The organism is Marivita geojedonensis (genome assembly GCF_002115805.1).
GTDB lineage: Bacteria > Pseudomonadota > Alphaproteobacteria > Rhodobacterales > Rhodobacteraceae > Marivita > Marivita geojedonensis.
The window spans coordinates 13,528-27,016 of record NZ_JFKC01000010.1 but is presented as its reverse complement, the minus strand read 5'-3'; the positions used below and the strand labels follow the sequence as shown (position 1 = coordinate 27,016).

The following is a 13,489-nucleotide window of genomic DNA, read 5'->3' as shown; positions in this document are numbered from 1 at the left end:
TGGTATCTCCCTGTAGCTTTCTTTGGTCGGTTACACGGGTCGTGTGACCCGCAGATGTCAGTCCGCAAACCCCGTGAGGCGCGGAATGGTCATTGAGATTTCCGGAATGAAGGTGATGAGGAAGATCACAAGGATCTCCACGGCGAGGAAGGGCAGGATGGCCTTCGAAATGGTCTCGACCCGTTCTCCCGAGACCGAAGAAGCCACGAACAGAACCAGCCCCATCGGCGGTGTGGCCAGACCCACGGTCAGGTTCACCGACATGATGATCGCGAAATGGATCGGGTCGATGCCGAGATCGACGAAGATCGGTCCGAGGATCGGCCCCAGAATGATGATTGCCGGACCCGCATCGAGGAACATGCCAACGATGAACAGCAGAAGGTTGATTAGGAACAGCAGAACCAGCGGGTTCTGGCTCAGCCCGAGGATGAACTCGGCAAGGATCTCCGGCGCGTGCGACAGCGACACCACCGTCTTGAACGCCATCGCAGCCCCGACCAGAAGCAGCACCACCGCCGAAGTCATGGCCGCCCGCATCAGCACGTCGGGCAGGTCTTTCAGGGTCAGCGTGCGCAGGACGAACATCCCGATGATGATCGCGTAGGCCACCGCCACCGCGGCCGCTTCGGTCGGTGTGAAGACGCCCGCGAGGATGCCGCCCAGGATGATGACCGGCGTCATCAGCGGGAAGAACGCCTTGAGCGAGGCATCGCCCCGCTCTCCCCATGTTGCTTTCTGACGGGACGCCGGGAAGTCGTATTTGTCGGCCATGAACTTGACCATGATCATCAGGCCCACACCCACGAGGATGCCCGGCACGATGCCCGCAAGGAACAGGGCGGCGACGCTTTCGCCCATGACATAGGCATAGATGATCATGATGCCGGACGGCGGGATAATCGGGCCGATCACCGAACTCGCGGCTGTGATGGCGGCGGCGAATTTGCGGGTGTAGCCCTCTTTCTCCATCGCCGGGATCAGCATTGATCCCAACGCCGACGTGTCCGCCACGGCAGAGCCCGACAGCCCGGCAAAGAGCATCGACGACAGAACGTTCACATGTGCCAGACCGCCCCGGAAATGACCCATCATCGCCTGGCTGAATTCCACCAGACGCATGGTGATGCCACCCCGGTTCATCAGCTCGCCCGCCAGCATGAAGAACGGGATCGCCATCAGCGGGAAGGATGCCATTCCGTTGTAGACGTTGCGGTAGAGCAGGATCAGATCGCGTTCCTGACCATTGAGCCAGAGCAGGATGCCGGGTGCGGCAAGCATGCCGAAAAAGACCGGCAGGCCGATCATCAGGAAGACAAGGAAAAGCGGAAGAAACCAGACCAGCATGTGACTTACTCCACCGTCAGTTCGGTATCGAGGGCGGAGCGCAACCGGTCTTCCCCACCGGCGAGGGTGATGAGGTTGCGCAGGATCAATTCGATATTGACGATGAACAGAAGGCAGAGACCGGTCACCAGCGATGCGATCTGCCACGAGTTGGGCATTTTTTCCCAACCATCTGCAGTCGGATATTTCAGCGAGGCGCTTTTGAATTTTCCGGCAAGGCTGGTCATTTCACCAAGACCCATCTGGGCCCCGATCATCAGGACCACGCCCGAGATCAGAAGCAGCACCAGCGCCAGTGCAGACGCCCCCTTTTTCGGCAGCGCGGCGGTCAGGATTTCCAGTGCCACGAACCCGCCCCGGCGATAGGCCGAGGGCGCGATGACAGCCGTCATCCAGAGCATCAGGAAAATTGCAGCCTCTTCAGGCCAGGGCAGGGCATTCCCCAGAACATAACGGAAAAACACCTGCAGCAGGATGGCGATGACCATCGCAGCGATACAGACAACCGCGATGCCGCGCCCGATGCGCAGGACAATGTCGTTGAACAACTGAAACGGGGCCAGAACCCCCAGCAAAATGGCCATGGCTGGCCTCCTCCCTGTCCCACGTCGGCCTCCTCTGCCGACGGCCCCGGTTCTTCGTTTTATCGGGGCGGTTTATGTCGGTTCAGTAAAGCCTCCGTATCGTCCGCTGTAAAACAAAAGCGGGTCTCCCTCCCGTGTGGTCACCCGGCGCACGCGCGCCACCACGATCGAATGATCGCCGCCGTCATGTTCAGCCACCTTCGTGCATTCGAACCGGCTCAGGCAGCCGTTCAGAAGCGGAACGTTGTGATCGCCCGTTTCCCAGTCGAACTGGTCGAACGGGTTGCCGTTGCGCGCGAAAGCCATGCACAGCCCGGCCTGTTCCGCGCCGACCACATGGATCGCGAAATGATCGGCGGCCATGAAGAACGGATAGCGGCTTGATGATTTGGCCGGCGACCACAGCACCAGAGGCGGGTCGAGAGACACGCTGGCAAAGCTGTTGGCGGTGATGCCCAGCGGCCCGTCGCCGGTGTCACAGGTGATCACCGTGACGCCCGTGCCGAACCGTCCGAGCGCATCGCGAAAGTCGCGGCTGCTCTGCTGTGCGGGGTCAAAGCTGTGCGTCAAGGCGTTCATCGCTTGTCTCAGGCCACTTCATGTCCAAGGGCGTGGGTGTAAAGGTCAAACCATGTCTCCCGGTCGATCTGTATCTTGGCAGCATCGCCGATGCGGGCGATGCGGTCCAGATTGTTGGTGCCGAGGACAGGTAGGATGCGCGCCGGATGCGCCAAGAGCCAGGCGACCGCTACTGCCGCTTCATCGACGCCGTGATCGTCACCGATGGTCTTGAGCGCGGTGCGCAGGGCGGCGTTTTTCGGCTCGAAGAGCGAACCGCCACCCAGCGGAGACCACGCCATCGGCGGTTGGCCGTTCTTCTGGTGGAACGCGATATCGCCATTGGCGAAGGGCGCGTGATGCAGAAGGCTGATCTCGATCTGGTTGGTGACGAGCGGGGTCTTCATCGACGCCTGCAACAGCTCCCAATCCCAGGGGCGGAAGTTCGACACGCCAACCGCGCGGACCTTGCCGGAGGCCACCACTTCGTCGAGCGCCGCGCCGGTTTCGCAGGCATCCATCAGCGGGTCGGGGCGGTGGATCAGCAGAAGATCGATGTGGTCGATCTTCATCAGCCGCAGGGAATGGTCGACCGAAGACAGGATATGCGCGCGCGAGGTGTCGTAATATTTGACCCGCGCGTTTGAGTAGCGCCCCACCGGGGCCACGATATCGCATTTGGTCACGATCTCGATCTGGTTGCGCAGCTCGGGTGTGAGCGCGGACCCGAGGATCTCTTCAGCCTCGTAGCCGCCATAAATGTCTGCCTGATCCATCGTGGTGATGCCCTGATCGAGGCAGGCGCTGATCTTGTTGCGGATGTGGTCCACGCTAGTGTCGGCATCGTCACCCAGCCGCCACATGCCATAGACAAGGCGGCTCATTTCAAGGGCGTCGTTGAACTTCACACGATCCATTAGCGGCGGACTCCGTTTCCAAGTGGGGTTGCGGGGGTGCCGTTTGGCACACGCCCATAGGCTTCGTTCAGTTGTACGGTCTTGAGTTGTGGCAGGACCCGGCTGCCGAAATGGCGGCATTCGTCCAGATGCGGATAGCCCGACAGGATGAACGCGCGGATGCCCATTTTCTGATACTGCTCCAGCTCGCTCAGCACCTGATCGGTGGACCCCACCAGAGCCGCACCACAGCCCGAGCGCGCCCGGCCCACACCGGTCCAGAGATGCGGTTCTACGAAGCCTTCCATATCCGCCAGTTCGCGGTTCTTGGCCTGATGCGACACGCCGAGCGAGGTCGCGTCCAGTGCGCGTTCGCGGATCGTCTTGCCCTGTTCGTCGTCCAGCTTGCTGACGATGTGCTGCGCGTATTCGCGGGCCTCCGCCCCGGTGTCACGGACGATGACATGCACGCGCAGACCGTAATCCAGCGTGCGCCCATAGCGTTCCGCCACCGCGTTCACGTCTTTCATCCGCTGCGCCAGCGCGTCTTTCGGCTCGGGCCACATCAGGTAGACGTCGCAATGCTGGCCACACAGCTCCAGCGCATCGGGGGAATAGCCGCCAAAATACAGCAGCGGACCGTTTGTCTGGTAGGGCACCGCCGGATCGGTGGTCAGGCCTTCGAAATTGTAGACCTCGCCTTTGTAATTAATCTCGCCCTGGGTCCACGCCTGCTTGAGGATTTCCACCACCTCGCGGGAGCGCTGGTAGCGGAACTTGCTGTCGTCCTTTTCGCCGGGGAAGTCGGACGAGATGATGTTCACCGTCAGACGGCCCTCGAGCATGTGGTCCAGCGTCGCGATGGTGCGGGCCAGCATGATCGGTTGCATCTCGCCGCAGCGCACGGCGGCCAGCATGTTGATCTTTTCGGTGATCGGCGCGCAGCCGGCGACAAAGGACAGTGTGTCCTGTCCAACCTGGTACGACGACGGGCAGAGGATGTTGCGAAATCCCTGCGCCTCGGCCTCTTTCACGATGCCCGAGCAATGCGCAAAGCTCGACCGCAGTTTTCCATCAGGTACGCCGAGGAATTCGTAGTCGTCAGAGCAGAGCGCCGCGAACCAAGAAACCTCTGCCGCGTCGAGGTCTGGGGAGGTGATCGGCACGATGGTCATAAGGTGTCTCCGGGGCGCATCATTTCCTCTTGCGTAGCACCGCCAAAAATGTAGATCAATAGTGTATCAATTTTTGGTGCGAGAAATGTCCGACACCCACGCCCTGCCGAAATACGTGCAGATCAGCGAATTGCTGATCCGCGATATTCAGGCTGGTCGCTTGGTTGATGGCGAGCGTTTGCCGCCCGAACGCGAGATGGCGGCGCGGCTTGGCATTTCGGTGGGCACCTTGCGGAAATCGCTGGATGAATTGACCGCGCTGGGCCTGCTCGAACGGGTGCAGGGGTCGGGCAATTACGTCTGCGCGCAAGAGGACACGCAGTCGGTCTACGCATTCTTCCGCGTTGAGTTGATCGAAGGCGGCGGCTTGCCGACGGCCGAGCTTCTTTCGGTGGATCGATTGCCCAAGCCTGAAGGATTGCCGTCATTCGGACAGGCAACTGACGGTCACCGGATTCGCCGTCTGCGTCGGTTGAACGGCATTCCGGCGGTGCTCGAAGAGATCTGGCTCGATGGCAGCTATGTCGATCAGATCGACGCTGTGGCGCTGCGCGAGTCGCTGTACCTTTACTACCGTGAATCTCTGGGCCTCTGGATCACCAAGGCCGTGGACCGGCTGGATCTCGATACCGTGCCGGAGTGGGCGCCATCCGCCTTTGGCCGCGCGACGGGCCAGCCCTGCATGCGGGCCACGCGCGTCAGTTACGGCCCCGAAGGCGAGGCCGCCGAAGCTTCGTGGAACTGGATCAATACAGACGCCGCGCGTTACGTCGCGCGCATCACCTAAGCCGCGTTGTGTCGCGTGCATCACCTGAAGGACCAAAATGAAAGTCATCAATTACGGCATCATCGGATGCGGCATGATGGGGCAGGAGCACCTGCGGAATATCGCCCTGCTGGAAGGCGCGCGGGTTGCGGCGATTTTTGAACCGGACGAGATCATGGCGGCGGCGGCAAAGGCGATTGCGCCCAATGCCAAGCTCGAGGCGTCGATTGAAGACCTGCTTGCGCGCGACGATCTGGACTGTCTGCTGGTGGCGAGCCCCAACCATTGCCATATCGACGCGCTGGAGCAGATCGCGGAACTCAACCCGCTGCCGCTGTTGATGGAAAAGCCGCTCTATACCGATCCGGCAGACATCGCGCGTGTCGAGGCGATTGCCGCCAGCTACCCGTCGCCGATCTGGGTGGCGATGGAATACCGCTATATGCCCCCCATCCAGACCTTCGCCGAGGAGGTGCAGCGCGCCACCGGCGGGGTGAAGATGCTGACCATCCGCGAGCACCGCTTTCCCTTCCTGCACAAGGTGGGGGACTGGAACAGGTTCAACCGAAACACTGGTGGCACGCTGGTCGAGAAGTGCTGTCACTTCTTCGACCTCATGCGCCTGATCCTCGGGTCCGACCCGGTGCGGGTGACGGCCAGCGCAGGGCAGGAGGTCAACCATCTGGATGAGGCCTATAACGGCGAAGTGCCCGACATCTGGGACACCGCCTATGTGATCGTCGATTTCGCCACTGGCGCGCGGGCGATGCTGGAACTGTGCATGTATGCCGAGGGCTCCAAGTATCAGGAAGAGATCAGCGCGGTGGGGCCGAACGGCAAGATCGAGGCTTTCGTGCCGGGGCCGGGGCGGTTCTGGCCGACCCATCTGGGCGCGCCGCCGGTGGCGCAGGTGATCATCAGCCCGCGCCATCCCAAAGGGCCGCAGACTGTGGACATCCCCGTGGACCCGACAATCCTGGATGCCGGGGACCACAATGGATCGACCTTCTACCAGCACGCGCGCTTTCTGGAACTGGTCCGGAATGGGGGTGTTCCGGAGGTGTCGCTCGAGGACGGCGCGTGGGCCGTTCGCATGGGTTTGGCGGCGCAAAAGGCGGCGTCAGAGCACGGTGTGATTGACAGAATATGAACACATTTCGACCGTAATTTTCCCGCAACACTCTGCTGCGCCGGCGAATATATCGAAAACATCCAGATCATCGCGACCGACGGGTTCGGCAACTCGACCACGGTGAGCGACGGAATCCAGATCGACACGGTCTCGGGAGTCACCGTCAACACCACGATCATCGAGACCGACGGCATCATCAATGCCGACGAGCGCTCGGATGGGGTTGAGATCACGGGAACCACGGATCCGGGATCGACCGTTGTTGTCGAGATGAACGGCTATTCCCGCACCGCGTTTGTGGATGCGCAGGGCAACTGGTCGGTGACCTTCATCGCAACCGAGATTCCGGTGGGCGAACAGGATCTGACGATCAACGCCACAGCGACCGATCAGGTTGGCAACGTCAGCACCACCTCGGGTGAGGTTCGCCTCGATACCTGGGTGCGCAATTTCGACATCACCAGCGAGGCCGGTGGCGCAGATGGCGTGGTCAACGCCGAAGAAGCAACGCAGGGCATGACCGTGACCGGCACCACGGAACCCGGTGCAACGGTCGTGGTGACGCTGGGCGGCGTGTCGAGCGACGCAAGTGTCGACGCAAGCGACAACTGGACCGTGACCTTCCTTTCGGGCGAACTTCCGACAGGTGAACAGACGGCCACGCTGACGGCAAGCTCCACGGATCTTGCCGGGAACACGGCGACCGAAACCCGCAGCGTGATTTTCGACACGGATGCAGGCCTCCTGACGATCAGCCCCGCGCCGATCGAAACCGACGATATCGTAAACCAGGTCGAAGCGTCGGATGGTGTCGTGATCACCGGCACATCGACCCCGTTTGCGATGGTCGATGTGACGCTGGACGGAGTGACCAAGAGCGTTCAGACCGACAGCTTTGGCACCTGGCGCGCGACTTACAGTTCGGGTGAGGTGCGTCCCGGCGAATACGAGGCGCAGATCACCGCCTATACCGTCGATGCGGCCGGCAACGAGCTGACGCGCAGCGATACCGTGATGGTCGATACGTTCGTGCGGAATTTCGCGGTAAGTGCGAACCCGGTGACTGCCGACAACATCGTCAACAATGCCGAGCAGGGGCAGGGCGTGACACTGAGCGGCACGACAGAGCCGGGCGCTACCGTGACCGTGGTCGTCGAAGGCGTCAGCCGCGTGGCCAGTGTCGATGCGGCCGGCAACTGGACGGCGACCTTTTCGGGGTTCGATCTGCCGGATGGCACCTACACCACGACAGCGCAGATCAGCACCGAGGATCGCGCGGGCAACACCGCGACGACGTCAAAGACCTTCCAGGTCGATACCGAAGTGGTGCCGCTCACCTCGACCAGCCAACCGGGCGGGTCCGATGGCGTGGTCGGCGAAGCCGAAGCGGCGCAGGGCTTTACCCTGACCGGACAGGTCGAACAGGGCTCTACGGTGGTGGTCACCATCGCAGGACAGCAGATGCAGGCGCAGGTCAGTGCGGGCGGTGCCTGGTCCGTCGCCGTGCCTCCGAGCGTGATCCCCGAGGTCAATGGCGAAAGCGTGTCGATCCAGATCGCCGCGACCGATGCGGCGGGCAACACCAAGTCGATCACCGAAACCATGGTGGTGGACAACGTGGCACCTGACGCGCCTGACATGACCGCGATCACCCGCGATCAGAGCCAGGCGGTGCGGGGCATCGTGCTTGAGAACACCGGCGATGACGTGGTCATCGAACGGGTCAGCAATTCCGGCTCGCAGAACGCCAGCTTCAACGACCAGGACAACACGTTTACCGGGGAAACGACCTACTCGTTTACCCAGGTCGTGCCGGACGGCTCTCACCTCGTGATCACGGCCACCGATGCCGCGGGCAACAGCTCGGGGACATATGTGGTGGTCGATGATCCGAACACCTCGCAAAGCAACGTCACGCTGGCGGGCAACCTTGGCGGGCGCGAGATCGACGCGATCGACCTCGAGTTCACCGAAGAGGCAACGCTCACCATCACCGAGGCGCAGATCGTTGCGATGACGGGCGAGGACAACACTGTCCGCGTGCTGGGCAACACCGACGACGCGGTACGGATCACCGGCGCATCCCGCGCGGGCAGCCGTTTCGAAGATGGTCAGAACTTCGATGTCTACGAACTGGGCGATGCGACCGTTCTGATCGACGACGACATCAACAACGTCACAATCTGAGCAAGAGGATAGACTGTTCGGGCCGTCGCAGCGATGGCCCGAGCCCCGACACAACAAAAAGCCAAAGGCGGGGGCTCAATCGACATGAGGCGGAACACAGGGGCCATGGCAGGGGCGGTGCTTGCCGTTACGGCTCTTTCGGGATGTATGCAGGATCTGGGAGCGGGAACCGTGTCGCGGTTTCTTCAGGCCCAGCCGGGCGCGGCTGCGCCGGACCAGGCGGAGACACAGGCAGTTGCTCCGAAGGCGGATGTGGCGCAGGATGCGTCACCCATCATCACAGAACTTGCGACACGGCAGAGCGTGCTGACCCCCGGAACACCCTATGCCGAAGTGGCTGCGGGTGTTCTTGCCGCTGACGCGCGTGTGGCCGAGGCGGAACTGCATGTCGCACAACTGCGCGCCGAGGCCGCGTCCAAGAACTGGTGGCCGACGATTTCCCCACGGATCACGCTGACCTCGCTGGGTGATCTGGTGGCCGATCTGGTGATCAATCAGGTGCTGTTCGACAATGGCCGCAAGAAAGCCGAACGCGAGCTGGCCAAGGCGGATGTGGAGCTGGCGGCGGTGAATCTGTCCGAAAGCAGCAACGACCGCGTATATGAAGGTTTGGTCCTCTACCTTCAGGCTGAAGAGGGCCGCGCGGCGGCCGATCTTTATGCGCAGGCGCTCAAGGATATGGGCCAGTTCGAATGGGTGATGAACGAACGCGTCAAAGGCGGCGTGTCCGATTTCTCTGATCTCAACGTTCTGAAGCAAAAGCTGGCCGATCTGCGCGCCCGTGATGCGGCAGCCCGCGAAAAGACCACCCGCGCGGTGGCCGAACTGAACGCAATGTCGTCGGTGCCTCTGGCTGACCTGCGTGGTCTGCGCGGCATGGGGGCGGCATCGTCGCATCAGTCACTGGATGTGCTGCGGGCACAGGTCGAACGCGACCGGCAACTGGCGCAGGCCAAGATCGCCCGCGCCGCGCATCTGCCGGGTCTTTCGGCGGGCGGCAGCATCCGCAATGGCGGCGAGGGTATCAGCCTGAGTGCGAGCACCGAACAGATGCTGGGCGTCGGCACGGGCGCATCGCTGCAGGCCATCGAGGCCACCAAGATCACCGCGGATCGCAAGGTGACCGAGGCCGAGGACATCTCGCGCCGCGCCATCGAAGCCGACCAGCGCAGCATTGCCGCCCTGAAGCGACAGGCCGCCGAGGCCGAGGCGCTGACGGCGCAAGCCAAGACCAATCTCGACCTCTTCCAGCGCCAATACGATGCGGGCACGCGTCAGGTGATGGATGTGGTCAGTGTCTACGAAACGTTCCTGCGGGCGCTGGAAAAGCAGCTCGACCTGACATTCCGGGCCGCACGGGCCGAACTGGACGCCGCCAAACGGCTGGGCGTCCTTGCCGATGGAGCAAAGATTTGAGCGGCGTCAGCAACATCACACTCCTGTCCGGGCGCGCCAAGAACGCTGTTCTTCGCATGGTGCCGCAAGGCGTCAAACCCGCCAATGAACCCAAACGCGCGCCACGCTATTCCGACCGCGTGCGCGCCCGGACCGAGCTGATCCGCACCTATGCGGGGCGGGTGGGCCTCACCACCGTGGCCTCCGACATCACCGAGGCGATCAGCCTGCACCAGGAACCGAACGGACTGGTGGGCGAGGCGGCGCTGATCGCCGGGGCCAAGGCGGCCGGACTGCTGGCGCAGGGGCTGCATGTGCCGCGCCCGACGCCGGACCACTGGCCCGCGATTGCACTGATGACCAATGGGCAGGCGGTGCTGGTCCTGTCGCAGGATCGCATGACCCTGTCCGTTTGGGACGAGTCCGCCAAGGACAAGGTTGAACGCGTCGATGTTGCCGAGTTTGCGCCCTTCTACAGCGGCGTTCTGGTGCGCGGCGAAGCGCCGGTCGAAACGCTGGCCGAAACGCATACCGATACGGACCTGAAGGGCCATTGGTTCTGGAGCAGCTTCACCAACTACACCCGCCAGTTCGGTGAGGTGGCGCTGGGATCGTTTGTGGCCAATATCCTTGCCGTGTCCGTCGCGCTGTTCTCGCTTCAGGTCTACGACCGGGTGATCCCGCATCAATCCTCGGCCACGCTTTGGGTGCTGGCCATCGGGGCCGCGATGGCGCTGATGCTGGAGGCGTTTCTCAAGGTCGCGCGGTCTACACTTCTGGACGGCGCGGGGCGGCAGATCGAAACGGGTGTGCAGCAGACGTTGCTGAACCGTCTTCTGGGCATGCGGTCGGATGCGGCCGGTCGGTCGCCCTCGCAGCTTTTCGCGTCGATGCGCGAGTTTTCCTCGGTCCGCGAGTTCTTTACCGCAGGCACGGTCGGCGCGTTGGCGGACATCCCGTTCATCCTGCTTTTCCTGCTGATGGTCTGGTCCATCGCGGGCAGCGTCGTTTGGGTGCTGGTGGCCGGTGCCGTTCTGATGGTGATCCCCGGCTTCTTCCTGCAGAAGAAGATGATCCGCATCACCCGCGAGATGCAGGGCGCGTCAACCAAGCAATCGCGCTTGCTCAATGAAACGGTGACCGAGCTGGACACGATCAAGACCCAGCGCGCCGAAGACCGCTTTGCCCGCCAGTGGGAAGAACTGACCTCGGTGCAGGCGCTGAAATCCTCCGAGCAACGCCGCCTTGCCGCCGCGCTGACCTTCTGGAGCCAGGGCGTCCAGCAGGCCACCTATGTGGGGGCCGTGATCGCGGGCACCTATCTGGTCTTCGCCGGTGAATTCACCGTCGGGTCGATCATCGCCGTGGGCATCCTGACCTCGCGCACACTGGCCCCGCTGACGCAGCTTGCGGGTATCATGGCGCGCTGGGGCAACGTCAAAGCCGCACTGGATGCGCTGGACGGGATCGCGGCCCTGCCGCAGGACCGTCAGGAAAACCGCAAATACCTGCGCCGCGAAAAGCTGGAAGGCCGGTTCGAACTGCGCGAAGTCACCTTCCGCTACGATGAGGAAAGTCCGTCGGTCCTCGACATTCCCAGCCTCGTGATCCAGCCAGGCCAGACTCTGGCCATCCTCGGCACCAACGGATCGGGCAAATCCACGCTGCTCAAGATGCTGGCGGGGCTTTATGCGCCCACCTCCGGGTCGATCCTGATCGATGGCACCGACATGAACCAGATCGACATGCGCGATGTCCGCCGGTCGCTGGGCTATCTGGGGCAGGATGTGCGCCTCTTCCACGGCACGCTGCGCGACAACCTGAACCTCAACATGATGGAGCGCGACGACGACCGCCTTTACGAAGCGCTGGACTTCGCCGGGCTGGGCCAGTTTGTGAAAGGCCATCCGCAGGGGCTCGACCTGCCCATCCGCGATGGTGGCGAAGGGCTGTCGGTCGGGCAGCGCCAATCCATCGGTTGGGCGCGGCTGTGGTTGCAGGACCCCGATGTGTGCCTGCTGGACGAGCCGACCGCAGCGCTGGACCAGACGCTGGAAAAGACGCTGATCTCGCGGCTTGAGACATGGCTTGCGGACCGGACGGCGATTGTCGCCACCCACCGCGTGCCGATCCTTGCGCTTGCCGACCGGACCAGCGTTCTGGCCTCTGGCCGGTTGGTGGTCGATGGCCCGCGCGATCAGGTGCTGAACCACCTGCGCACCGGACAGGGGGCGTAAAAGATGGCTGTCAGCACAACCGATCTCAACGCTCAACTGGGCCGCCGCCTGCGCGGTCCGTCGATGGTCATCTGGCTGTCGGGGGCCGCGGTGTGGCTCTTTATCATCTGGGCCGCTTATGCGTGGATCGATGAGATCGTCCGCGCCGACGGCGAATTCATTTCCACGTCGCGCCCGCAGATCATCCAGAACCTCGAAGGTGGGATTCTGGCCGAACTGCTGGTCAAGGAAGGCGACGAGGTGATGCGCGGGGATGTGCTCGCCCGTCTGCACGGGACACAGTTCCGGTCATCGGTCGATGATCTGGAAGACCAGATCACCGCGCTCGACATTCGCCGCCTGCGGATCGAGGTCGAGATGGCCGGTCTGGTGCAGTTCGAAATTCCGTGGGACCTCCGTCAGCGCAACCCCGAAATGGCCGCGTCTGAACAGGCGCTTCTGGCGGCACGGCAACTTGATTTCAACTCCCGCTACGATGGCGCACGCAAGGTGCTGGAACAGGCGGCGCAGGAAAAGAGCCTCATGGAGAACCTTCTGGACAAGAAGGTTGTCGCCCTGATCGAAGTCACCCGTGCCCGCAAGGCCCATGCGGATGCGCAGATCAAAATGGACGAGATCATCACCCAGACCGAACTGGCCCGTGCGCAGGAATACTCGGACACGCTCAAGGAACTGGCGACACTACGCCAGAACCTCCGGTCGTCACAGGACCAGTTGAACCGCACGGTTCTGGTCAGTCCGATGCACGGCGTGGTGAACAAACTGGGCGTGACCACCATCGGTGGCGTCGTCCGCCCCGGCGAGGAAATCCTGCAGATCATCCCGCTGGGTGAAGAGCTTTATGTCGAAGCCAAGGTTGCGCCCGAAAACATCGCCGGAATCCGTCCGGGTCAGGAAGCGACGATCAAGCTCTCGGCCTATGACTTCACGATCTACGGCTCGCTCAAGGGCCGGGTCGATGTGATCTCTGCCGATACGTTCAAGGACGAACGCCGCCCGGAAGCCCCGGCACATTACAAGGTCACGGTGCGGGTCGACAGGACATCGCTCACCGACCGTCAGCGCCAGCTGGAAATCCGCCCCGGCATGCAGGCCACGGTGGAGCTGCACACCGGCGAAAAGACGGTGCTGCAATACCTGCTGAAGCCGCTCTACAAATCCCGCGAAGCGCTGCGCGAACCGTAAAGCCATGTCGGGCTTCGCCCGCCATGA

At 62.6% G+C, this 13,489-nt stretch carries 11 protein-coding genes; 6 read left to right on the top strand and 5 right to left on the bottom strand.

Translation table 11 applies throughout. The features are described 5' to 3' along the window. Positions 1-57: 57 nt before the first annotated feature. The 5 genes from MGEO_RS11590 to MGEO_RS11570 all read right to left on the bottom strand — a co-directional run bounded on the left by MGEO_RS11590 (position 58) and on the right by MGEO_RS11570 (position 4,560). Complete coding sequence (locus tag MGEO_RS11590) at positions 58-1,347, bottom strand: TRAP transporter large permease (protein WP_085637561.1); 1,290 nt, start codon at positions 1,345-1,347, stop codon at positions 58-60. Positions 1,348-1,352: 5 nt separating this feature from the next. Then, a complete protein-coding gene (locus tag MGEO_RS11585) occupies positions 1,353-1,931 on the bottom strand; it encodes a TRAP transporter small permease (protein ID WP_085637558.1) in 579 nt (192 codons plus the stop codon). A gap of 72 nt (positions 1,932-2,003) precedes the next feature. Next, positions 2,004-2,510 carry a flavin reductase family protein gene (locus MGEO_RS11580; protein ID WP_085637555.1) on the bottom strand — a complete coding sequence of 169 codons (507 nt, stop codon included), beginning with the start codon at positions 2,508-2,510 and terminating at the stop codon, positions 2,004-2,006. A gap of 8 nt (positions 2,511-2,518) precedes the next feature. Then, positions 2,519-3,406: an aldo/keto reductase gene (locus tag MGEO_RS11575; protein ID WP_085637552.1), complete on the bottom strand. Its 888-nt coding sequence runs from the start codon at positions 3,404-3,406 to the stop codon at positions 2,519-2,521. Then, the gene (locus MGEO_RS11570) at positions 3,406-4,560 is read right to left on the bottom strand and encodes an LLM class flavin-dependent oxidoreductase (protein ID WP_085637549.1); all 1,155 of its coding nucleotides are present in this window, start codon (positions 4,558-4,560) and stop codon (positions 3,406-3,408) included. The genes MGEO_RS11575 and MGEO_RS11570 overlap by 1 nt, the downstream gene beginning before the upstream one ends. Before the next feature lie 85 nt (positions 4,561-4,645). On the opposite strand from MGEO_RS11570, the gene MGEO_RS11565 reads away from it, so the two are divergent. The 6 genes from MGEO_RS11565 to MGEO_RS11540 all read left to right on the top strand — a co-directional run bounded on the left by MGEO_RS11565 (position 4,646) and on the right by MGEO_RS11540 (position 13,462). Next, positions 4,646-5,347, top strand: a complete 702-nt coding sequence (locus tag MGEO_RS11565; protein ID WP_085637546.1) for a GntR family transcriptional regulator — start codon at positions 4,646-4,648, stop codon at positions 5,345-5,347. Between the two features lie 37 nt (positions 5,348-5,384). Then, on the top strand, positions 5,385-6,476 hold the full coding sequence (locus tag MGEO_RS11560; protein ID WP_085637543.1) for a Gfo/Idh/MocA family protein: 1,092 nt from the start codon (positions 5,385-5,387) through the stop codon (positions 6,474-6,476). A 102-nt stretch (positions 6,477-6,578) separates the two neighbouring features. Beyond that, positions 6,579-8,645, top strand: coding sequence for an Ig-like domain-containing protein (locus MGEO_RS11555; protein WP_085637540.1), 2,067 nt, complete (start codon positions 6,579-6,581; stop codon positions 8,643-8,645). A gap of 84 nt (positions 8,646-8,729) precedes the next feature. Then, on the top strand, positions 8,730-10,061 hold the full coding sequence (locus MGEO_RS11550) for a TolC family protein (protein ID WP_233139863.1): 1,332 nt from the start codon (positions 8,730-8,732) through the stop codon (positions 10,059-10,061). 56 nt (positions 10,062-10,117) lie between these two features. After that, complete coding sequence (locus MGEO_RS11545; protein WP_085637813.1) at positions 10,118-12,277, top strand: type I secretion system permease/ATPase; 2,160 nt, start codon at positions 10,118-10,120, stop codon at positions 12,275-12,277. Between the two features lie 3 nt (positions 12,278-12,280). Next, complete coding sequence (locus MGEO_RS11540) at positions 12,281-13,462, top strand: HlyD family efflux transporter periplasmic adaptor subunit (RefSeq protein ID WP_085637535.1); 1,182 nt, start codon at positions 12,281-12,283, stop codon at positions 13,460-13,462. Positions 13,463-13,489 lie beyond the last annotated feature (27 nt).